Raw genomic sequence first — 21,095 nt, forward strand, 5'->3', positions numbered from 1 at the left:
GTCACAAAAGAGAATGCATGCTCAAATTGAGTCGCATGTAATGTGCTTTTGACTATGCTGCATACTAGTATTCCAAGCATGGCATCAGGCGAACAAACCCGTACAATGCCTGGTTGTAACAGTGTTTGTAACAAGAGAAGCCTTGCGCCACCTGTTTATAAAAACCGGGGCGTAGTGTTAAAAGTAGACCCGGTTGCGCCTGTTAACTTTTTTACCTGCCTGGAACGGGCATTTTTTATAGTCATTCAACAGATGGACGCGCCCCAGGCGCAGGAAAAGAAGCGTTTTGAAGAAATCCACCGAAGCACCCAAGACAGTCGTTCCGCTCTGGCGTCAGCATTTGCACTACCGGCTCAAGGAAGGTGCATTGATCGCCATCGGCGCGTTGTGCCTGTTCCTGATGATGGCCTTGCTGACCTATGGCAAGGACGATCCGGGCTGGAGCCATAACAGCAAGATCGACGACGTGCAGAACTTCGGCGGGCCGGCGGGCTCCTACAGCGCCGATATCCTGTTCATGGTGCTCGGTTATTTCGCCTATATCTTCCCGCTGCTGTTGGCGGTCAAGGCTTATCAGATCTTCCGCCAGCGCCACGAACCGTGGCAGTGGAGTGGCTGGCTGTTCTCCTGGCGCCTGATCGGCCTGGTGTTCCTGGTGCTGTCCGGCGCGGCGCTGGCCCATATTCATTTCCATGCCGCGACCGGCCTGCCGGCTGGCGCAGGCGGCGCGCTGGGCGAAAGCCTGGGCGATCTGGCAAAGAATGCGCTGAACATTCAGGGCAGCACACTGCTGTTCATCGCCTTGTTCCTGTTCGGGCTGACGGTGTTCACCGACCTGTCGTGGTTCAAGGTGATGGACGTCACCGGCAAGATCACCCTCGACCTGTTCGAATTGTTCCAGGGCGCGGCCAATCGCTGGTGGGCGGCGCGTACCGAGCGCAAGCAGCTGGTCGCGCAATTGCGTGAAGTCGACGATCGGGTGCATGACGTTGTCGCGCCGACCGTCACCGACAAGCGCGAGCAGGCCAAGGTCAAGGAGCGCCTGATCGAACGTGAGCAGGCCCTGAGCAAGCACATGTCCGAGCGTGAGAAGCAGGTGCCGCCGGTCATCGCGCCAGCGCCGCCCAAGCCGGCCGCGCCCAGCAAGCGCGTGGAAAAAGAGAAGCAGGCGCCGCTGTTCGTCGACAGCGCCGTGGAAGGCACCTTGCCGCCGATCTCGATTCTCGATCCCGCGGAAAAGAAACAACTCAATTACTCACCGGAATCCCTGGCGGCGGTCGGCCATCTGCTGGAAATCAAGCTCAAGGAATTCGGCGTCGAAGTCACCGTTGATTCGATCCACCCGGGCCCGGTGATTACCCGTTACGAAATCCAGCCGGCGGCCGGGGTCAAGGTCAGCCGTATCTCCAACCTGGCTAAGGACCTGGCGCGTTCCCTGGCCGTGACCAGTGTGCGGGTCGTGGAAGTGATTCCGGGCAAGACTACGGTTGGTATCGAGATTCCCAACGAAGACCGGCAGATCGTGCGGTTTTCCGAGGTGCTGTCGACCCCCGAGTACGACAACTTCAAGTCGCCGGTCACCCTGGCCCTGGGCCACGACATCGGCGGCAAGCCGGTGATCACCGACCTGGCGAAAATGCCCCACCTGCTGGTGGCCGGTACCACCGGTTCCGGTAAGTCGGTGGGCGTGAACGCGATGATCCTGTCGATCCTGTTCAAGTCCGGCCCGGAAGACGCCAAGCTGATCATGATCGACCCGAAAATGCTGGAGCTGTCGATCTACGAAGGCATTCCGCACCTGCTGTGCCCGGTGGTCACCGACATGAAGGATGCGGCCAACGCCCTGCGCTGGAGCGTCGCCGAGATGGAGCGGCGCTACAAGCTGATGGCGAAGATGGGCGTGCGAAACCTGTCGGGCTTCAACGCCAAGGTCAAGGAAGCCCAGGACGCCGGTGAGCCGTTGAGCGATCCGCTGTACAAGCGCGAGAGCATCCACGACGAAGCGCCGCTGTTGCAGAAACTGCCCACCATCGTCGTGGTGGTCGACGAATTCGCCGACATGATGATGATCGTCGGCAAGAAGGTTGAAGAGCTGATTGCCCGTATCGCCCAGAAGGCACGGGCGGCCGGTATCCACTTGATTCTCGCGACCCAGCGTCCCTCGGTGGATGTGATCACCGGCCTGATCAAGGCCAACATTCCGACCCGCATGGCGTTCCAGGTATCGAGCAAGATCGACTCCCGGACCATCATCGACCAGGGCGGCGCCGAGCAATTGCTGGGTCACGGTGACATGCTGTACATGCCGCCGGGCACCAGCCTGCCGATCCGGGTCCACGGCGCCTTCGTGTCCGACGATGAGGTCCACCGTGTGGTGGAAGCCTGGAAACTGCGCGGGGCGCCGGAGTATAACGACGACATCCTCAACGGTGTCGAAGAGGCCGGCAGCGGCTTTGAAGGCAGCAGCGGTGGCGGCGATGGCGATGATCCGGAGGCCGACGCGCTGTACGACGAAGCAGTACAGTTCGTCCTGGAAAGCCGTCGCGCCTCGATCTCCGCCGTCCAGCGCAAGCTGAAAATCGGCTACAACCGCGCGGCGCGCATGATCGAGGCCATGGAAATGGCCGGGGTCGTGACGTCCATGAACACCAACGGTTCGCGCGAAGTCCTGGCCCCTGGCCCGGTGCGCGACTGACCCCGAATTGAAAGGGCGGCGCCTTGAAGCGCCACCCGCACTCCCACGAATGTTATGAGGACTCCCATGCGTCTTATCCGCATGCTGTTGCTGCCGGTACTGGCTTTGACCACGCTTTCGGCCCACGCCGATGACAAGGACGTGGCGCGCCTGACTCAATTGCTGGAAAAATCCCAGACCCTGAGCGCACGCTTTTCCCAGTTGACCCTTGATGGCACCGGCACCCAGTTGCAGGAAACCGCCGGCCAGATGTCGCTGCAACGTCCGGGGTTGTTCTACTGGCACACCGATGCACCGCAGGAGCAACTGATGGTGTCCGATGGCAAGAAGGTCTCCCTGTGGGACCCGGACCTGGAGCAAGTCACCATCAAGAACCTCGATCAACGCCTGACCCAGACGCCGGCGCTGCTGTTGTCCGGTGACGTGTCCAAGATCAGCCAGAGCTTCGATATCAGCGCCAAGGAAGCCGGGGGCGTGATCGACTTCACCCTGAAGCCTAAAACCAAGGACACCCTGTTCGACAGCCTGCGCCTGTCGTTCCGCAACGGCCTGGTCAATGATATGCAGCTGATCGACAGCGTCGGCCAGCGCACCAACATCCTGTTCACCGGGGTGAAGGCCAACGAGCCGATCCCGGCGTCCAAGTTCAAGTTCGACATCCCCAAGGGTGCGGACGTGATCCAGGAATAAGCCGTAAACCCTGTGGGAGCGGGCTTGCTCGCGAATGCGCAGTGTCAGATACCACCAGGTTGACTGACACTGCGCATTCGCGAGCAAGCCCGCTCCCACAGGGATCTGACCAGCACCAGAACCCCGTGAGGTTTCAACAGCAGTGATGGACCTGTTTCGCAGCACCCCGATCGCTCAACCCCTGGCCGCCCGCTTGCGTGCGGCCAACCTGGATGAGTACGTCGGTCAGGAGCACGTGCTCGCTCGCGGCAAACCTTTGCGCGAAGCCCTGGAGCAGGGTGCCCTGCACTCGATGATTTTCTGGGGGCCGCCGGGTGTGGGCAAGACCACGCTGGCGCGGTTGCTGGCGGAAGTTTCGGAGGCGCATTTCGAGACGGTGTCGGCGGTGCTGGCGGGGGTCAAGGAGATCCGTCAGGCGGTGGAAATCGCCAAGCAGCAAGCGGCGCAGTACGGTCGGCGCACGATCCTGTTCGTCGACGAAGTGCACCGTTTCAACAAGTCACAGCAGGATGCGTTCCTGCCCTACGTCGAGGACGGCACGCTGATTTTCATCGGCGCCACCACCGAAAACCCGTCCTTCGAACTCAATAACGCCTTGTTGTCCCGCGCCCGCGTCTATGTACTCAAAAGCCTCGACGAAACCGCCCTGCGCAAACTGGTGCATCGCGCGCTGACCGAAGAGCGCGGCCTGGGCAAGCGTCACCTGAGCCTCAGCGATGAAGGTTTCCAGATGCTGCTGTCCGCCGCCGACGGGGATGGCCGGCGTCTGTTGAATTTGCTGGAAAACGCCTCGGACCTGGCCGAAGACCACAGTGAGATCGGCGTCGAGCTGCTGCAAAGCCTGCTGGGTGATACCCGCCGCCGTTTCGACAAGGGTGGCGAAGCGTTCTACGACCAGATATCCGCACTGCACAAATCGGTGCGCGGGTCCAACCCCGACGGCGCGTTGTACTGGTTCGCGCGGATGATCGACGGCGGTTGCGATCCGCTGTACCTGGCCCGGCGCGTGGTGCGCATGGCCAGCGAAGACATCGGCAACGCCGATCCCCGCGCCCTGAGCCTGTGCCTGGCGGCGTGGGAAGTGCAGGAACGACTCGGCAGCCCCGAAGGCGAACTTGCGGTGGCCCAGGCCATTACGTACCTGGCCTGCGCGCCGAAAAGCAACGCGGTGTACATGGGCTTCAAGGCCGCGCTGCGCAGCGCTGCCGAGCACGGCTCGCTGGAAGTGCCGCTGCACCTGCGCAATGCCCCGACCAAGCTGATGAAGCAATTGGGCTACGGCGACGAATACCGTTACGCCCACGACGAGCCGGACGCCTATGCCGCCGGCGAAGATTACTTCCCTGAAGAGCTCGACCCGATTCCGTTCTATCAGCCCGTGCCCCGCGGCCTGGAGATGAAGATCGGTGAAAAGCTCAATCATTTGGCGCAACTCGATCGTTTAAGCCCCCGGCAGCGGAGAAAGTAGTGATTCAGACTATTCTTGCGGTGTCCGTGGCCGGCATCGCTGGTACATTACTGCGTTTCGCCACCGGCAACTGGGTCAACGCCCATTGGCCCCGGCATTTTTATACGGCGACCCTGGCTGTCAATCTGGTGGGCTGCCTGATCATCGGCGTGCTGTACGGGCTGTTTCTGACACGCCCTGAAGTGCCGATCGAAATTCGCGCCGGCCTGATTGTGGGTTTCGTAGGGGGTCTGACGACCTTTTCATCCTTTTCACTGGATACGCTGCGCCTGCTGGAAAGCGGGCAGGCACTGATAGCCTTCGGTTATCTGGCCATCAGCGTATTCGGCGGGCTGCTCGCCACCTGGGCTGGCCTGTCCTTGACCAAACTTTGATAAACGAGAGACCGACATGCTCGATTCCAAACTGTTACGTAGCAACCTTCAGGACGTAGCGGACCGCCTGGCATCCCGCGGCTTTGCCCTGGATGTCGCGCGCATCGAAGCGCTGGAAGAACAGCGCAAGACCGTCCAGACCCGCACCGAAGCACTGCAGGCTGAGCGTAATGCGCGTTCCAAGTCCATCGGTCAGGCCAAGCAGCGCGGCGAAGACATCGCGCCGTTGATGGCGGACGTCGAGCGCATGGCGGGCGAGTTGGCTTGCGGTAAGACCGAACTGGACGCGATCCAGACCGAACTGGATTCGATCCTGCTGGGCATCCCCAACCTGCCGCACGAATCGGTGCCGGTCGGTGAAGACGAAGACGGCAACGTTGAAGTGCGCCGCTGGGGCACGCCGACGGTCTTCGATTTCCCGGTCCAGGACCACGTTGCCCTGGGCGAGAAGTTCGGCTGGCTGGACTTCGAAACCGCCGCCAAGCTGTCCGGTGCGCGTTTCGCCCTGTTGCGCGGCCCGATTGCCCGTCTGCACCGCGCCCTGGCGCAGTTCATGATCAACCTGCACGTCACCGAGCACGGCTACGAAGAGGCCTACACGCCTTATCTGGTCCAGGCCCCGGCGCTGCAAGGCACCGGCCAGTTGCCGAAGTTCGAGGAAGACCTGTTCAAGATCGCTCGCGAAGGCGAAGCCGACCTGTACCTGATCCCGACCGCCGAAGTGTCCCTGACCAACATCGTCGCAGGCGAAATCGTCGATTCGAAACTGCTGCCGATCAAGTTCGTCGCCCACACGCCGTGCTTCCGCAGCGAAGCCGGCGCGTCGGGTCGCGATACCCGCGGCATGATTCGCCAGCACCAGTTCGACAAGGTCGAGATGGTCCAGATCGTCGAGCCGTCGACTTCCATGGAAGCGTTGGAGGGCCTGACCGCCAACGCCGAGAAAGTCCTGCAGCTGCTGCAATTGCCTTACCGCACCCTGGCGCTGTGCACCGGTGACATGGGCTTCAGCGCCGTCAAGACCTACGACCTGGAAGTGTGGATTCCGAGCCAGGACAAGTACCGTGAAATCTCGTCGTGCTCCAACTGCGGCGACTTCCAGGCCCGTCGCATGCAAGCGCGTTTCCGCAACCCGGAAACCGGCAAGCCGGAGCTGGTACACACCCTCAACGGTTCCGGCCTGGCGGTCGGTCGTACCCTGGTGGCGGTGTTGGAGAACTACCAGCAGGCCGACGGTTCGATCCGTGTGCCGGACGTGCTCAAGCCGTACATGGGTGGCCTTGAGGTCATCGGCTAAATGAAATATCTGCCGCTGTTCCATAACCTGCGCGGCAGTCGTGTGTTGGTTGTCGGTGGGGGGGAGATTGCCTTGCGCAAATCCCGCCTGCTGGCCGATGCCGGTGCGCTGCTGCGGGTGGTCGCACCTGAAATCGAACAGCAACTACGTGAACTGGTTGCCGCCAGCGGCGGCGAGTGCGTGGTGCGCGGTTACGTCGAGGCGGATCTCGAGGGTTGCGGGCTGATCATCGCCGCCACCGATGACGAAGCGCTGAACGCACAAGTCTCCGCCGATGCCCATCGGCGTTGCGTGCCGGTCAACGTGGTGGATGCGCCGGCCCTGTGCAGCGTGATCTTCCCGGCGATCGTCGACCGTTCGCCGTTGATCATTGCCGTGTCCAGCGGCGGCGATGCGCCGGTGCTGGCGCGCTTGATTCGCGCCAAGATCGAAACCTGGATTCCTTCCACCTACGGCCAACTGGCCGGTCTCGCGGCGCGTTTCCGCAATCAGGTGAAAAGCCTGTTCCCGGATGTGCAGCAGCGTCGCGCGTTCTGGGAAGACGTGTTCCAGGGCCCGATCGCCGACCGGCAATTGGCCGGGCAGGGCGCCGAAGCCGAGCGTCTGTTGCAGGCCAAGGTCGATGGCGAAGCGCCGGTGGCGACCGGCGAGGTGTATCTGGTGGGCGCAGGTCCCGGTGATCCGGACTTGCTGACCTTCCGCGCCTTGCGCCTGATGCAGCAAGCCGACGTGGTGCTGTATGACCGTCTGGTGGCGCCGGCGATCCTTGAGCTGTGCCGTCGCGATGCCGAGCGGGTGTACGTCGGCAAGCGTCGTGCCGACCATGCGGTGCCGCAGGACCAGATCAACCAGCAATTGGTGGATCTGGCAATGCAGGGCAAGCGCGTGGTGCGGTTGAAGGGCGGTGATCCGTTCATCTTCGGCCGTGGCGGGGAAGAGATCGAGGAACTGGCGGCCCATGGCATCCCGTTCCAGGTGGTGCCGGGTATCACGGCGGCAAGCGGTTGCGCGGCGTATGCCGGGATTCCGCTGACCCACCGCGATTACGCGCAGTCTGTAAGGTTCGTCACCGGTCACCTCAAGGACGGTACGACCGATCTGCCGTGGGCGGATCTGGTGGCCCCGGCGCAAACCCTGGTGTTCTACATGGGCCTGGTGGGCTTGCCGATCATCTGTGAACAGCTGATCAGGCATGGTCGCGGCGCGGATACCCCGGCGGCGCTGATCCAGCAGGGCACCACCGTCAATCAGCGGGTGTTTACCGGCACTTTGGCGGACCTGCCCACACTGGTGGCGGAGCATGAAGTGCATGCGCCGACGCTGGTGATCGTGGGGGAAGTGGTGCAACTGCGCGAGAAGCTGGCGTGGTTTGAAGGGGCTCAGGGGCAGGTCTAGAAACCGAGTCGTCCCCTTCGCGAGCAAGCCCGCTCCCACTTTTTGACCGTATTCTTGAGTTAGAACGCGGTCAAAAATGTGGGAGCGGGCTTGCTCGCGAAGAGGCCCTCAAAACCTGCGACAGTCTTAAACCCTGCGCCAAACCCCTTTCCCGCTCAACCGCGCCCGATCATGGGGTGCCGTAAAATCCTGCACCGGCCCTTTCGGCACGACACCGGTCGGGTTGATGGTCTTGTGGCTGCCGTAGTAGTGGTTCTTGATGTGTTCGAAATCCACGGTCCCGGCAATCCCCGGCCACTGGTACATTTCCCGCAGCCAGTTCGACAGGTTCGGATAATCGGCAATCCGCCGCAGGTTGCACTTGAAGTGGCCGTGGTACACCGCATCAAAACGAATCAGTGTGGTGAACAGGCGGATGTCCGCTTCCGTCAGGTATTCGCCTGCCAGGTAACGATTGGCACCCAGCAACGCTTCCAGATGATCCAGTTCCGCAAACACGTCATCGAAGGCTTCTTCATAAGCCTGCTGTGACGTGGCAAACCCTGCACGATAAACACCGTTGTTTACCGCCGGGTAAATCCGCTCGTTCAGCGCGTCGATCTCGGCCCGCAGCGCTTGCGGGTAGAAGTCCAGATCATTACCGGTCAAGTCATCGAAAGCGCTGTTGAACATGCGGATGATTTCCGCCGATTCATTGCTGACGATGCGATTCTGCTGTGTGTCCCAAAGCACCGGCACGGTGACGCGGCCGGTGTAGTCGGCGGTGTCGGCGGTGTAGCGCTGATGCATGAAGTCGAAGTGATCGAGCTGGTCGCCGGTGGAGCCCAGTGCCTTGTCGAAGGTCCAGCCGTTTTCCAGCATCAGCCAACTGACCACCGACACGTCGATCAGGCTTTCCAGGCCCTTGAGTTTGCGCAGGATCAGCGTGCGATGGGCCCACGGACAGGCGAGGGATACGTAGAGGTGATAGCGGCCGGCCTCGGCCGCAAAGCCACCGACACCACTCGGGCCGGGTTGGCCGTCGGCGGTGACCCAGTTGCGCCGTTGCGCCTGTTCACGCTGGAACGCGCCGTCCTTGCTGCTTTCGTACCACTTGTCCTGCCATTGACCTTCGACTAGCAAACCCATGTCCGAAACTCCTCAACCGATAAGCGTTGGAGAGGAGTCTATTCCTATAGGTTCGATAAAAAAGCGCAAATACTGAAGAGTCATTATCGATTAAATCGATTTGTCTCGCGCGTCCCAGTATTGCTGGGCGGTTTCGAACGCTTGCTCGCGGGGCTGGCCGAGACCACGCAGGGCCAGGGCCATGGTGGAAATCAGGGCCATTTGCGGATAGCTGTCGACTACATCGCCGCGCCAGACGGCTTTCAGGTGTTCGATCTCCAACGAAGCGGGTTTCACGTGGCGCTGGCTCGACAGTTGCGGCCATTCCTCGTCCCAGCTTGCGCCGCCCGTGGTGCCGTACAGATGGCTGTCGGCGTCCGGGTTGATCTCGATCTCGCCGCCGTCGCCCTTGACCACGATCGCGTTGTCGCCGAGCAGGCCGCTGGCATCACGATGCACCGCCTGGTAGCCGGGGTGGAAAATGCTTTGCAGGCCGCAACGGGCACCCAGCGGGTTGAGAATCCGTGCCAGGGAGTGGATCGGCGAGCGCAGGCCCAGGGTGTTGCGCAGGTCAATCATGCGTTGCAGTTGTGGCGCCCAGTCCACCAGCGGCATGAAGGCCAGGCCGCCGTTATCCAGCGCCGCACCGGCCTGTTGCCAGTTGCGGCACAGCGGGATCTGCAGCGCGTCCAGCAATTGCTCGCTATATAGCCGACCCGCCGTGTGTGCGCCGCCGCCATGCATGAAAATCCGTATGCCGTTCTGTGCCAGGCACTTGGCCGCCAGCAGATACCACGGCAGGTGACGCTTCTTGCCGGCATAAGTCGGCCAGTCCAGATCGACCTTCAAGGCCGGGGCCTGCAAACGCTCGCGCAGGGCCTCGGTGAAACCGGCCATTTCCTCGGCGCTTTCTTCCTTGTGCCGCAACAGCATCAGGAACGCACCGAGCTGGGTGTCCTCGACCTGTTCGTCGAGCACCATGCCCATGGCCTGGCGGGCTTCGTCGCGGGTCAGGTCGCGGGCGCCGCGCTTGCCTTTGCCGAGGATGCGCACGAACTGGGCGAACGGGTGTTCGGCGGGCGTTTCGAGGGTCAACGCGGGGTAGTCGGTCATAAGCAATTCGTCGGTTTGGGCAGGCCCGCCAGTTTCGCGGCGAGTTTGGCGGGGGTGCCTTTGAACAGTCGGTTCAGGTGCAGGCTGTTGCCTTTGTCCGGGCCGAGCTTCAAGGCGGTGTACTTGATCAGTGGGCGGGTGGCCGGCGACAGCTGGAATTCGGCGTAGAAACGGCGCAGCAGGTCGAGGATTTCCCAGTGTTCGGGGCTCAGCTCGATGTCTTCGGCGGCGGCCAGGGCGCTGGCGACGTCGGTCGACCAGTCACTCAGCTCGACCAGGAAACCGTCCTTGTCCAATTCGATGGCGCGTGCGCCGACGGTCAATACATTCATAACCAGCTGTTGACCTTGTCATGGTGAACCGACAGTTCGACGAAGGCCGGATAATCCACGGCCTCGGCCCAATCCGCAATCGCGATGGCCCGTGCCCGGGCGTCTTCGTCCAGGGCGTAGAGTTTCAGGCCGCGAGCTTGCAGCGTGGTGAACGGCGCGGTGCCTGGTTGCAAGGCGTAGACGGCGTCACCGCACAGCAGCAGCGCATCGTCGGCACCGATCACGCGCAGGCAACTGGTCAGGCGGTCGTCGCCGAAGGGGGAATGAGACAACACATGCAAAGTCGACATCAGAGGGTGATCACCTGGTCGTAACGGTCAATGAGTGCAGTGATTTCCTGGGCGCTCAGCGCCCGGGCGTCTTCCAGTGACAGCGCATTTGAGTCCAGGCCACGCTGTGCCACGCTTTCGGCGCAGACAAACAGTTCTTCGACGCCAAACATCGGCAGGGCCTGCAAGTTGGCGCTCAGGTCTTTCTGTTGCAGGGCCTTGGCGTCCTGTTTGGCGGCGAGCTGAAACACACCGTCATCGAGAAACAGCAGGCCGATCGGCAGGTCGAAGGCGCCGCCGGCCAGCACGATGTCCAGTGCTTCCCGCGCACCGGGTCCGGACCACGGGGATTGGCGGCTGATAATCAACAGGGATTTGGCCATCTCACGCGCCTCCAAAACAGATCAGGCGGTCGGCGTCCTGCGCCGCGTCATGCAACTGGCCGAGGCCGGACAGCTCCCACGGCGCGCCGACGGCGACCGCGTCGCGTTGATAGCGCCGCGCTTCTTCCTCGTTCAGCACACCCCGGCGCAGGGCGGCGGCGATGCACACCACGCCATCCAGTTGATGTTCGCTGACAAAGGCGCGCCATTGCCTGGGCAAATCCAGCTCATCCTGTGGCGTCACCACGCTGGCGGACGCGTTGTAGACGCCATCCTGGTAGAAAAACAGCCGGACAATCTCATGCCCACCGGCCAGCGCGGCCTGGGCAAACAGCAAGGCACGGCGCGAGGAGGGCGCATGGGCGGCGGAAAACACGGCGATGGCGAACTTCATGACAGACTCGATCAGTGAAACTGCGGCCATGATAAAGCTTTATCGGCGGGGCGGCGAAGGGGGTTTGACAGAAGACTGGGGCACCCCCTTCGCGAGCAAGCCCGCTCCCACATTTGAAATGCATTCCCATGTGGGAGCGGGCTTGCTCGCGAAGGCGGACTGTCTGGCGCATCAATCATCAGGATGACTTGGCCAACCCATACAATTCGCAATATTCCAGCCATTCCATCCCGGCCATCTCGGCCACTTCCCTGTGCACTTCCAGGCGCTGGGCCTCGTAGTCCTCAGGCGTGACGGCGGTCAGTTGCAGCGTCAATTCCCAGGCAAACAGGCCAAGGCGCTCGGCTTCGGCCTCGAAGGCTTCGTGCAATCGCTCGTCGCGAAACTGTGCGACGGTTTCGCCCTTGGCCTGGGCGAGCAGCGGGTTCAGGTTGTCCAGCTCGACGCGCAGCCCGGGACGCTCATCGAGAAATCTTTTCAGGGCCTGTTCGTGTTGCAGCTCGGATGCCGCCATGGTCGCTCCTTGAGAGGGATTACGCAGACTGCTTCTTGGCAGCCTTGGCCGCAGCCGCCAGGCATTCCAGGGCAAACTGCTCGGTGTAGGTCATCTGAATCGGCGTGGTTTCACCCTTGACGGTTCTTTCGCCGTCGAGGATGTAGCGAATGCGCTTGTCGGTGACGCCGATTCGCTTGGCGATCCAGGAAGGCGTCTGGCCGATCTGGCTGATCAGCTTGTCGGCATATTCAGTGGTCGGTTTGTAAAACTCGGCGTTGGGGGTCATCAGGTTTCCAGAAAGAAAGTTGAAGCGGCGCAGGGGGGCGACAGGGTGCGCGAATCGTGGCGCGATGTCGCGGTATAAATGAAGTAAAGCAGAACGACACGGGCTGTCGGGGTGATACAGTCCGCTTTTTCCCGATGAGCGAATGCAATGCGAATTCTGATGGTGGCGCTGGCCGTCACGTTGCTAGCCGGTTGTGCCGGCTCGGTGATGAGCGACGCCCGCAGCAAACCCCCGTACAAGACTCTCAACTCGGACAAACCGGAAAAAGTCGTGGCCCAGTGCGTGCAGTTTTCCTGGCAGGACGAAGCGGTGTTCGGTGTCGATGCCAGCGGCTATCTGCAGCCGGGGGAGAAGGGCGGTACAACGGTGTACACGCGTTCGGCGGAGTCCTTCGTGGATGTGACCACCGATGCGTCCGGGACCGTGCTGAGCTACTACGCGCAGCAGGACGACTTCGTCGCCAAGCGCCGGCTGGCGGCGCTGGCGACGTGCCTGTGATTTGAAGGGCTAACGCAATCCCCTGTGGGAGCGGGCTTGCTCGCGAAAGCGGTGAATCAGTCAATACCGATCTCGACTGACACACTGCGTTCGCGAGCAAGCCCGCTCCCACTCGGGGTCGTGTTGATTACACACTTTGCGTAATGATCAGTCGCTCAATCGCTTCTGAAAGAAGAAATGTTTGTGCCCCGGCGGGTAGTCGGCGATGTGCCCGATCTCGCTGTAGCCGCATTTTTTGTAGAACTCCGGTGCCTGGAACGAAAAGGTATCGAGCCACAGCCCTACGCATTTTCTCTCCCGCGCCAGGTCTTCGGCCATCTGCATCAGCTTCGTGCCCATGCCTTGTCCCCGAGCCTGTTCCGGCACCGACAGCAGGTCGATGAACAGCCACTGATAAAACAACTTGGCGTACAGACCGCCGAGGATCTCGTCGTTTTCGTCGCGGACCAGTAGCGCGATGCTCTCGGGTATGGCGCCGTCGGCCTTCGAAGCGTTGTAGGCGCGCAGCGGCAGCAGGATGGCCTGGCGTTCTTCTTCCGTGGGGTTTGGCGAGAACTCGATACGCAGGGTCATGGCAATGTCCTTATGGCAGTGAAGTCGCAGACTATCCGGGTCATGGCGATTGATCCATCCCCCCGGCAAATGTGGAACCGTCGCCCGCGCGCAGATGTCTAGCCTCAAGAAGCGTCATTCCAGAACGCGGCCCATGAGGACACTCCGTGAATATTTTCGAAGCCTTGCGCGAAAGCCACGAACGCCAGCGTACCTATGCCAAAGCGCTGATCAAGACCAGCGGCGACACCCCCGAGCGGGTCGAGGCGTACCAACAGCTCAAGTCCGAACTGCAGGCCCACGAGACCGCTGAAGAACGTTATTTCTACATCCCGCTGATGGAACTCGACAACGGTGTCGACCTCAGTCGCCATGCGATTGCCGAGCATCATGAAATGGACGAAATGATGGAAGAGCTGGACGAGACCGAAATGTCCAGCCCGGCCTGGCTGGCGACCGCGAAGAAACTCTCCGAAAAGGTCCATCACCATCTCAAGGAGGAAGAGCAGAAATTCTTCCAGATGGCCGGCAAGCTGCTCGACGATAAACAGAAGGAGTCGCTGGCGAGTCAGTACGAGAAGGAATACAAGGCGCAGATTTCCTGAGGGTTGCTCCTGCAGGGGGCGTTAACTTGAAAACAAATCCCCCGTCCTGCCAACTTCCGACCAATCGCCCCCTTCAAGTGTGAGCAACAATTCCTTGGCCTCAAGCCCGCCGGCAAACCCGGTGAGCTTGCCCGAGGCGCCGATCACCCGATGACAGGGCGCAATGATCGAGATGGGATTCCTGCCGTTCGCCGCCCCCACCGCCCGCACCGCGCTCGGGTGGCCGATCTGTTCGGCGATCTGGCTGTAGCTGCGCGTCTCGCCAAACGGAATGGTCAGCAACGCGGCCCAGACCTTCTTCTGAAAGTCCGTGCCGGCAAAGTCCAGCTCCAGATCAAACCGCTGGCGCGTGCCGGCAAAGTATTCGCGCAGTTGTTCGGCAGCGCGCACTAGAACAGGATTGTCCGGCGCTTCGCTCATGGGACCCAGGCGCACCCGCCCGGGTTTGTCGTTTTCCCAGAGGATGGCTGCCAGTCGTGCGTCATTGGCGACCAGCGTCAACTCGCCGACCGGGGAGACCATGGTGATGCAGGTATAAGTCATGCCGAAGCCGCGCCGAATTGTTGAACAGGTGTTAAGGATACTGCCTCGCCGGGGAGGCGCAATACGCAATCTTGACCATACTTCGTACTGCTCTTGAAGCGTTCCCTCTGTTTTGACAGAGCCCTAAAACAAAAAGAGACCGACTCATGAAGTACGAACCTTTTGCCAAATCGCTGATAGCGACCTCCCTGGCGCTCAGCTGCCTGATGGCCCATGCGGCCTCCGTGGCCCCGGTCGCGGCCGAGAACGGCATGGTGGTCACGGCGCAGCACCTGGCCAGCCATGTTGGCGTGGATGTGCTCAAGAACGGCGGCAACGCGGTCGATGCCGCGGTCGCGGTGGGGTATGCGCTGGCGGTGGTGTACCCGGCGGCGGGCAACCTGGGCGGCGGCGGTTTCATGACCATTCAACTGGCCGACGGGCGCAAGACCTTCCTCGACTTCCGTGAAAAAGCCCCGCTGGCCGCCACCGCCGACATGTACCTGGACAAGGCGGGCAACGTTATTCCCGACTTGAGCACCCGTGGCCACCTGGCCGTAGGGGTGCCAGGCACCGTGTCCGGGATGGAACTGGCCCTGAGCAAATACGGCACCAAGCCCCGCAAGGAGGTGATCGCGCCGGCGATCAAACTCGCCGAAGACGGCTTCGTGCTGGAGCAGGGCGATGTCGAATTGCTGGAGTACGCCACCGACGTGTTCAAGAAGGACATCAAGGACTCCGGCGCGATCTTCCTGAGCAACGGCGAGCCAATGCAGGTCGGGCAGAAACTGGTGCAGAAAGACCTCGGCAAAACCCTGCGGGAAATCTCCGAGAAGGGCGCCGACGGTTTTTATAAAGGCTGGGTGGCCGACGCCATCGTCACGTCTAGCCAGGCCAACAAGGGCATGATCACCCAGGCCGACCTCGACAAGTACAAGACCCGCGAACTGGCGCCGATCGAATGCGACTACCGCGGCTATCATGTGGTCTCGGCGCCACCACCGAGCTCTGGCGGCGTGGTGATCTGCCAGATCATGAACATCCTCGAAGGCTACCCGATGAAAGACCTGGGCTATCACTCGGCCCAGGGCATGCACTACCAGATCGAAGCCATGCGTCACGCCTATGTCGATCGCAACAGCTACCTGGGCGACCCGGATTTCGTGAAGAACCCGATTGCCCACCTGCTCGATAAAAACTACGCCACCAAGCTGCGTGAAGCCATACAGCCGCAAAAGGCCGGCGTGTCCAAGGATCTCAAGCCTGGCGTGGCGCCCCATGAAGGCAGCAACACCACCCATTACTCCATCGTCGACAAATGGGGCAACGCGGTGTCGGTGACCTACACCCTCAACGACTGGTTCGGTGCCGGAGTCATGGCCAGCAAGACCGGGGTCATCCTCAACGATGAAATGGACGACTTCACCTCGAAGATCGGCGTGCCGAACATGTACGGCCTGGTGCAGGGCGAGGCCAACGCCATCGCGCCCGGCAAGGCACCGCTGTCGTCCATGAGCCCGACCATCGTCACCAAGGACGGCAAAGTGGTAATGGTGGTCGGCACTCCCGGCGGCAGTCGCATCATCACCGCCACCTTGCTGACCATGCTCAATGTCATCGACTACGGCATGAACATCCAGGAAGCGGTCGATGCGCCACGTTTCCACCAGCAATGGCTGCCGGAGGAAACCAACCTGGAGACCTTCACCACCAGCCCGGACACGGTGAAGATCCTCGAAAGCTGGGGCCACAAGTTTGCCGGGCCCCAGGATGCCAACCACCTGGCCGCCATCCTGGTCGGCGCCCCTTCGCTGGATGGCAAGCCGGTGGGCAAGAACCGTTTCTATGGTGCCAACGATCCACGGCGTAACACCGGGTTGTCGTTGGGTTACTGACTGTTGTGTTTAATCGGGGGCGGACTTATGTTCGTCCCCTGATTTATCACCCATTCAAGGAAGGAATCATGACCACTGCCCTGCTGATCATCGACGTCCAGCAAGCCCTGTGCGCTGGCGAATACGAGTGCCATGAGATCAAACGCGTCATCGACACCCTCAACGACCTCAGCGCCCGGGCGAGAAAGGCCGGGGTTGCGGTGGTGCTGATCCAGCACGAAGAAGAGGGCGATCTGTTGAAACACGGTGCCCCGGGCTGGCAACTGGCCGAAGGGCTGCTCACTTCCCCCGGTGATCATCGCGTGCGCAAGACCACGGGCGACTCGTTCTATCAGACCCCCCTGCAGAAACTGGTGCCCGTGCAAGACTTCGAACGCCTGGTCATCTGTGGCCTGCAAACCGATTACTGCGTGAATGCCACCCTGCGCCAGGCCCATCAATTGGGTTATGACGTAGTGCTGGCCGCCGACGCGCATTCCACCGTCGACAACGGCAACACGACGGCCGAAGACATCATTGCCGAACACAACAGGGATTGGGCGGACTTGAGCAGTTCGGTGGCGCGGATCGACGTGATCCCGGCAAAAGAAATCCAATTCTGATAACACCCAATTCCCTGTGGGAGCGGGCTTGCTCGCGAAAACGGTGTATCAGTCAATACATATGCCGACTGACACAGCGCTTTCGCGAGCAAGCCCGCTCCCACCCCCTCTTACGTCGCAAACTTCAGCACTTTGGGTGCAACCACCACTTCCGGCATCACACCCCCCAACACCAACCGGGTAATGGTCGCCGCCGCCTGCTGATAATCCACATTTTCCGGGGTGTCACGACCGGTGATATGCGCCATCTGCCAACCGAGGTTGGTGTACGTGCGCCAGAACCAAATCCGGCACTCGCTGCTAGTCTTTCAGGGTGATCAACGACGCGTTGGATCCATATTGAGAGGCAGATATGGACACTGGCAAAACCCGAGCCTTCCCCCGACGTAACCTGACGGCGGAACTGGTCGCCCGGGTCGAACGGTTCGAGCCCGATCCCGGGCCCGACCCCGGCACCCGCGAACACACCCCGGCCGAGGTCGATGCGATGGTGGAGACCCTCCTGCGCGAATACACGCCGCGGGATCTGTGGGTGTTCGCCTATGGCTCGCTGATCTGGAACCCGGAGTTCGAATTCGACGAGCGTCGCAGTGCCACCGCTTATGGCTGGCACCGTTCGTTCTGCCTGACCCTGACCCGCTGGCGCGGCACCCGCGAGTTGCCGGCGCTGATGCTTGCCCTCGACCGGGGCGGGAGCTGCCAGGGCCTGGCGTACCGGTTGCCCGCGCAGGATCACTTCAAACAGATCGCGCTGTTGCTGGCCCGGGAAATCGACGCCAACCCGCCGACCAATGTGGCGCGCTGGATTACCGTGAAAACCCCGTCCGGGCCCCTGCGTGCATTGGCCTTCGTCGCTGCGCGGGACGGCAAGGCCTATGCCGGCAAGTTGCCGATGGACAAGGTCGCGCAAGTCCTGGCCCGCGCGGCGGGGCATTGGGGGTCGGCGGCGCAGTATCTGTTTCGCACGGTGACCATGCTTCGCGAGCAAGGTATCCGCGATAGCAACATGAGCCGCATCGAAAGCCTGGTGGCGGAGGAAATCGAAGCCGCGCTGCTGGCGGCGAAAAATCCTTGACCTGGGTGTACTCGATCTCTGGTGGGAGCGGGCTTGCTCGCGAAGGCGCTGTGTCAGCCAATGTAAATGTTGCCTGATTCACCGCCTTCGCGAGCAAGCCCGCTCCCACAAAACAGGGTGGCGGTGGAACGCCGTTCGCAGGTTTGAACAAGAAACATCCGCAATAGCGTCTACACTCGGTGATACGGCAATCACCGGCAAGACGGGCGCACAAGCCCGACGACAGTGGAAGGGTGTTGGCTGGAAAGGGACGGATCATTAGTATCCGCGTCGTTCTCTTGACCAACCGACGATGCACTGCCTTCGGGGGGCAGCCTTCCATGGATGTTCTCGCACCGCTCTACCAATACTTGTTCAGGTGGGTGATCGCCCCTGTCAGCCAGCAGTTCCTTGGCCTGTTCGACCTCAATGGCCGCCTCTGCGTGGCTTTTCTGTTGACCTCCTACCTCGTCGCCTACGGCCTGTTCCGCTGGCGCCAATCCCGGGGGCTGACCGACGCCCCTACGTTCTGGCAATTCCTCGGCGGCAACCGCGTGCATTTCCATCCCTCGGCGTTGCTCGATTACCGTTACTACTTCGTGCGCGCAATCCTGAAAGTCATGCTGGTGGTGCCCATCGTCGGCCTGGTGGATCCCTACGTGTTGCGTTCGGGCGACTATGTGCGCTTTTTCACTCAACTCTGGGGCGCGCGGGTGCAGGTGGAGGAGCACCTGGTGTTGTCATTGCTGTACGGGATGGGCGTGTTTGTGTTGCAGGACTTCCTCCATTACTGGGCCCATCGCGCCTACCATTCCCGTTACCTGTGGGCGTTCCACAAAGTCCACCATTCGGCGCCCGTGCTGGTGCCGGCCACGGCCAGCCGCGTGCATTTCATCGAGAAAATGGTCGAGCGGCTGATCGACATCGTGTTCATCAGCGCCTTCGCCGGTCTCTTCTGGTACGCCTGCGGCGGGGAGATCAGCCGCTACACCCTGTTCGGCGTGACCTACATGGTGTTCATCCTCAACGCCCTGGCGTCCAACCTGCGGCACAGCCATGTCTGGCTGTCATTCGGGCCGGTGGTCGAGCATGTGCTCAACAGCCCGGCGCAGCACCAGGTTCACCACAGCGACGCGGCCCGTCATCACAACAAAAATTTCGGGGTCAACCTGTCACTCTGGGACTGGATGTTCGGCACGCTCTACGTCACGCAGTCCCAACCGGAAGCCATCCGCTTCGGCACTGGCGAGGCGGACCAGGCGCGTTACCTGACGCTCTACAGCCTGATCGTGACGCCCTTCATCGAAACCGCACACAAGGTTCGCCAGGCAAAACGCCCTCCAATCACCGGTCAAAAAAACGGTGGGAGCGAGCCTGCTTGCGAAAGCGCTGGGTCAATCAACATGGGTGTTGGATGTGAGGGCGTCTTCGCGAGCAGGCTCGCGCCCACAGGGGATCTCAGTAGCGTTATTGCACCGATGAACGGCGACAGGCTCAGCGCTCGGGAAGCTGCCAGCGCGCGCGCAAGCGGTCATATTCGTCCTCGGGCAATTGCACCAGCAACGGGGACTGGCGCGGGTCCAGCCAACTGAGCAGGCGTGCGATGTCCGCTGGATCCATGGCAGTGCAGCCACGGGTCGGCGTGGTGGGGCCGCGCCAGATGTGAAAGAAAATGCATGAGCCGGCGGCGGGGGAGGCCGGTGTGTTGTGCTCGATGACGATGCCCTGGCGATACAACTCATCGGTGCGTCGCATGCGTTCGGAACTGCTCCAGTCCCTGGTGACTGTCGAGCCGTCGAGCAGTTGGTTGTAGCGATTCGACTGGCTGTCATCCACGCATTCGATGGCCGCTGTCAACGCAAGGTAAGGCAGCCGGGTTTCAGCTGTCGGGTCGTAGCCGAACGCCGTGCCCAGTGTGAAGATCCCGGCCGGGGCCTTGCCATCGCCTTCCTGTTTGATCGGCCCCTGTGCCTGTTCAAGGCCGGCGAGTCCCTTGCCCCAGCCCATACCGTGTTTACCGAGCACCACGGCAAAGGCTTCACCGGTTTTTGCAAAGGTGCTTCCGTGCCGTTCATAGCGCTGGCCGGTGCCCTCAATGGCGTCCCAATTTGCGCTGGTGACGACAATCAGCTGCTGGCTGCCGTCGAGCCCCTCGGCCATGGCGACACAGGGCAACAGCATCAGGACGCACGCCTTGACCAGGCGGTTCATGGCTGGGGTTCAAGCGGGGTAATGGGGAAATCCATGACGGTCTTCAACGCCGGATCCCGGTTGTATGTGAAATGCCACCACTCGGCGGAATAGCCCGTGAATCCCTCTTGCGCCATGGCGCGGGTGAGTCGCTGGCGATTGTCCATGGCAGTGGCGTTGATCAATGTCGTGTCGGTGTGGGCGCGCTCATCGAAGCAATCGAAACCGGTGCCCATGTCGACGGCGCCGTCGTGCCAGCGCTGGCCATAATCCGCAGTGCAATCGACAGGCGTGGCGGCGGGCGTCCAGGTCTCGGCGGGCAGGGCGCCGGGACCGGTCAGTGTCAGGTCGACGGTGCCGCCCCTGGAATGATTGGACACCCGCGCCACGTAGCCCAGGCGCCAGAAGTCCTGCTTGTCCACCCGTGGATAGAACTCGGCCTTGCGCGGGTCGCCCGGTTCGGTCGCGAAACGCCCCATGTCCGCGACGGCCCGGCTGGGGCGATAACAATCGAACACTTTCAAGCCATAGCCTTGCGCCCGCAACGCGGCCTGCACCCGGGCGAGAGCCTGGGCGGCGTCCAGCGCCAGCAGGCACTCGGGCGCGTCGTAGCCGTCGAGCGGGTGACCGGTGAAGTTGTGGGCGCTGGCGTAGCGGATGTCCTGCTCGATGCCGGGGTCGATGGTGCGCAGATACACCATGTGCCCGGGCCTGGGTTCGGCGCTGGCAATGCACGGGACGCCGAGACTCAGCAACAGGAGCAGTGAGCGAGCTGCATATGGCATCGGGCAAGAACTCTGAATATGAGTGACAAGTCAGCTCATCATGGCTTGAAAACCGCTGCACCTCCATGAAGATGTCGGTCGAACTGCCAGGAC

At 61.7% G+C, this 21,095-nt stretch carries 25 protein-coding genes; 12 read left to right on the forward strand and 13 right to left on the reverse strand.

Annotated elements, in window-relative coordinates; genetic code table 11:
- Positions 1 to 286: 286 nt before the first annotated feature.
- From F8N66_RS01410 to cysG, 6 genes are all read left to right on the forward strand, one after another.
- Positions 287 to 2,695, forward strand: coding sequence for a DNA translocase FtsK (locus tag F8N66_RS01410; RefSeq protein WP_150768470.1), 2,409 nt, complete (start codon positions 287 to 289; stop codon positions 2,693 to 2,695).
- 66 nt (positions 2,696 to 2,761) lie between these two features.
- Complete coding sequence (lolA, locus tag F8N66_RS01415) at positions 2,762 to 3,385, forward strand: outer membrane lipoprotein chaperone LolA (RefSeq protein WP_150768471.1); 624 nt, start codon at positions 2,762 to 2,764, stop codon at positions 3,383 to 3,385.
- Between the two features lie 145 nt (positions 3,386 to 3,530).
- Positions 3,531 to 4,853, forward strand: a complete 1,323-nt coding sequence (locus tag F8N66_RS01420; RefSeq protein WP_150768472.1) for a replication-associated recombination protein A — start codon at positions 3,531 to 3,533, stop codon at positions 4,851 to 4,853.
- The gene (crcB, locus tag F8N66_RS01425) at positions 4,853 to 5,227 is read left to right on the forward strand and encodes a fluoride efflux transporter CrcB (protein WP_150768473.1); all 375 of its coding nucleotides are present in this window, start codon (positions 4,853 to 4,855) and stop codon (positions 5,225 to 5,227) included. The genes F8N66_RS01420 and crcB overlap by 1 nt, the downstream gene beginning before the upstream one ends.
- A gap of 16 nt (positions 5,228 to 5,243) precedes the next feature.
- Positions 5,244 to 6,524 carry a serine--tRNA ligase gene (gene serS, locus F8N66_RS01430; protein ID WP_150768474.1) on the forward strand — a complete coding sequence of 427 codons (1,281 nt, stop codon included), beginning with the start codon at positions 5,244 to 5,246 and terminating at the stop codon, positions 6,522 to 6,524.
- On the forward strand, positions 6,525 to 7,919 hold the full coding sequence (cysG, locus tag F8N66_RS01435) for a siroheme synthase CysG (RefSeq protein WP_150768475.1): 1,395 nt from the start codon (positions 6,525 to 6,527) through the stop codon (positions 7,917 to 7,919).
- Positions 7,920 to 8,045: 126 nt separating this feature from the next.
- Here the strand turns inward: cysG and F8N66_RS01440 are convergent, their stop codons facing one another.
- From F8N66_RS01440 to F8N66_RS01475, 8 genes are all read right to left on the reverse strand, one after another.
- Positions 8,046 to 9,047 (reverse strand): glutathione S-transferase family protein, encoded by a 1,002-nt coding sequence (locus F8N66_RS01440; RefSeq protein WP_150768476.1) that lies wholly within the window; start codon positions 9,045 to 9,047, stop codon positions 8,046 to 8,048.
- Positions 9,048 to 9,137: 90 nt separating this feature from the next.
- Complete coding sequence (locus tag F8N66_RS01445) at positions 9,138 to 10,139, reverse strand: glycosyl transferase family protein (RefSeq protein ID WP_150768477.1); 1,002 nt, start codon at positions 10,137 to 10,139, stop codon at positions 9,138 to 9,140.
- Positions 10,136 to 10,471: a TusE/DsrC/DsvC family sulfur relay protein gene (locus F8N66_RS01450; RefSeq protein ID WP_150768478.1), complete on the reverse strand. Its 336-nt coding sequence runs from the start codon at positions 10,469 to 10,471 to the stop codon at positions 10,136 to 10,138. Before F8N66_RS01450 ends, F8N66_RS01445 begins: the two co-directional genes overlap by 4 nt.
- A complete protein-coding gene (gene tusB / locus F8N66_RS01455) occupies positions 10,468 to 10,761 on the reverse strand; it encodes a sulfurtransferase complex subunit TusB (RefSeq protein WP_150768479.1) in 294 nt (97 codons plus the stop codon). Before tusB ends, F8N66_RS01450 begins: the two co-directional genes overlap by 4 nt.
- Entirely contained in the window at positions 10,761 to 11,123 is a 363-nt protein-coding gene (tusC, locus tag F8N66_RS01460) for a sulfurtransferase complex subunit TusC (protein WP_150768480.1), read from the reverse strand. The genes tusB and tusC overlap by 1 nt, the downstream gene beginning before the upstream one ends.
- Position 11,124: 1 nt before the next feature.
- Positions 11,125 to 11,517 carry a sulfurtransferase complex subunit TusD gene (gene tusD / locus F8N66_RS01465; protein ID WP_150768481.1) on the reverse strand — a complete coding sequence of 131 codons (393 nt, stop codon included), beginning with the start codon at positions 11,515 to 11,517 and terminating at the stop codon, positions 11,125 to 11,127.
- Positions 11,518 to 11,695: 178 nt separating this feature from the next.
- Positions 11,696 to 12,031 (reverse strand): DUF6388 family protein, encoded by a 336-nt coding sequence (locus tag F8N66_RS01470; RefSeq protein WP_150768482.1) that lies wholly within the window; start codon positions 12,029 to 12,031, stop codon positions 11,696 to 11,698.
- Positions 12,032 to 12,050: 19 nt separating this feature from the next.
- Entirely contained in the window at positions 12,051 to 12,299 is a 249-nt protein-coding gene (locus F8N66_RS01475) for a hypothetical protein (RefSeq protein WP_150768483.1), read from the reverse strand.
- Positions 12,300 to 12,446: 147 nt separating this feature from the next.
- Between F8N66_RS01475 and F8N66_RS01485 the strand changes: the two genes are divergently transcribed.
- The gene (locus F8N66_RS01485) at positions 12,447 to 12,797 is read left to right on the forward strand and encodes a hypothetical protein (protein WP_150768484.1); all 351 of its coding nucleotides are present in this window, start codon (positions 12,447 to 12,449) and stop codon (positions 12,795 to 12,797) included.
- A 147-nt stretch (positions 12,798 to 12,944) separates the two neighbouring features.
- Here the strand turns inward: F8N66_RS01485 and F8N66_RS01495 are convergent, their stop codons facing one another.
- Positions 12,945 to 13,370 carry a GNAT family N-acetyltransferase gene (locus tag F8N66_RS01495; RefSeq protein ID WP_150768485.1) on the reverse strand — a complete coding sequence of 142 codons (426 nt, stop codon included), beginning with the start codon at positions 13,368 to 13,370 and terminating at the stop codon, positions 12,945 to 12,947.
- A gap of 146 nt (positions 13,371 to 13,516) precedes the next feature.
- Here F8N66_RS01495 and F8N66_RS01500 point away from each other — a divergent pair, with 146 nt between their 5' ends.
- Complete coding sequence (locus F8N66_RS01500) at positions 13,517 to 13,954, forward strand: hemerythrin domain-containing protein (RefSeq protein WP_150768486.1); 438 nt, start codon at positions 13,517 to 13,519, stop codon at positions 13,952 to 13,954.
- Positions 13,955 to 13,975: 21 nt separating this feature from the next.
- Here F8N66_RS01500 and F8N66_RS01505 read toward each other — a convergent pair whose 3' ends face one another.
- The gene (locus F8N66_RS01505) at positions 13,976 to 14,497 is read right to left on the reverse strand and encodes a methylated-DNA--[protein]-cysteine S-methyltransferase (RefSeq protein ID WP_150768487.1); all 522 of its coding nucleotides are present in this window, start codon (positions 14,495 to 14,497) and stop codon (positions 13,976 to 13,978) included.
- Positions 14,498 to 14,643: 146 nt separating this feature from the next.
- Between F8N66_RS01505 and ggt the strand changes: the two genes are divergently transcribed.
- Complete coding sequence (gene ggt, locus F8N66_RS01510) at positions 14,644 to 16,371, forward strand: gamma-glutamyltransferase (RefSeq protein ID WP_150768488.1); 1,728 nt, start codon at positions 14,644 to 14,646, stop codon at positions 16,369 to 16,371.
- Between the two features lie 68 nt (positions 16,372 to 16,439).
- The gene (locus tag F8N66_RS01515) at positions 16,440 to 16,973 is read left to right on the forward strand and encodes a cysteine hydrolase family protein (RefSeq protein WP_150768489.1); all 534 of its coding nucleotides are present in this window, start codon (positions 16,440 to 16,442) and stop codon (positions 16,971 to 16,973) included.
- Between the two features lie 110 nt (positions 16,974 to 17,083).
- On the opposite strand, the gene F8N66_RS01520 is transcribed toward F8N66_RS01515, so the two are convergent.
- The gene (locus F8N66_RS01520) at positions 17,084 to 17,260 is read right to left on the reverse strand and encodes a TetR family transcriptional regulator C-terminal domain-containing protein (protein ID WP_224790434.1); all 177 of its coding nucleotides are present in this window, start codon (positions 17,258 to 17,260) and stop codon (positions 17,084 to 17,086) included.
- A gap of 65 nt (positions 17,261 to 17,325) precedes the next feature.
- Between F8N66_RS01520 and F8N66_RS01525 the strand changes: the two genes are divergently transcribed.
- The gene (locus F8N66_RS01525) at positions 17,326 to 18,048 is read left to right on the forward strand and encodes a gamma-glutamylcyclotransferase (RefSeq protein ID WP_150768491.1); all 723 of its coding nucleotides are present in this window, start codon (positions 17,326 to 17,328) and stop codon (positions 18,046 to 18,048) included.
- Between the two features lie 320 nt (positions 18,049 to 18,368).
- Positions 18,369 to 19,619 carry a sterol desaturase family protein gene (locus tag F8N66_RS01530; RefSeq protein WP_224790419.1) on the forward strand — a complete coding sequence of 417 codons (1,251 nt, stop codon included), beginning with the start codon at positions 18,369 to 18,371 and terminating at the stop codon, positions 19,617 to 19,619.
- Here the strand turns inward: F8N66_RS01530 and F8N66_RS01535 are convergent.
- Both F8N66_RS01535 and F8N66_RS01540 read right to left on the reverse strand, forming a co-directional pair.
- Complete coding sequence (locus F8N66_RS01535) at positions 19,522 to 20,238, reverse strand: L,D-transpeptidase family protein (RefSeq protein WP_150768492.1); 717 nt, start codon at positions 20,236 to 20,238, stop codon at positions 19,522 to 19,524. The genes F8N66_RS01530 and F8N66_RS01535 overlap by 98 nt on opposite strands.
- A complete protein-coding gene (locus tag F8N66_RS01540; RefSeq protein WP_150768493.1) occupies positions 20,235 to 21,002 on the reverse strand; it encodes a M15 family metallopeptidase in 768 nt (255 codons plus the stop codon). Before F8N66_RS01540 ends, F8N66_RS01535 begins: the two co-directional genes overlap by 4 nt.
- Positions 21,003 to 21,095 lie beyond the last annotated feature (93 nt).

The organism is Pseudomonas fluorescens (genome assembly GCF_902498195.1).
Classification (GTDB): domain Bacteria; phylum Pseudomonadota; class Gammaproteobacteria; order Pseudomonadales; family Pseudomonadaceae; genus Aquipseudomonas; species Aquipseudomonas fluorescens_BU.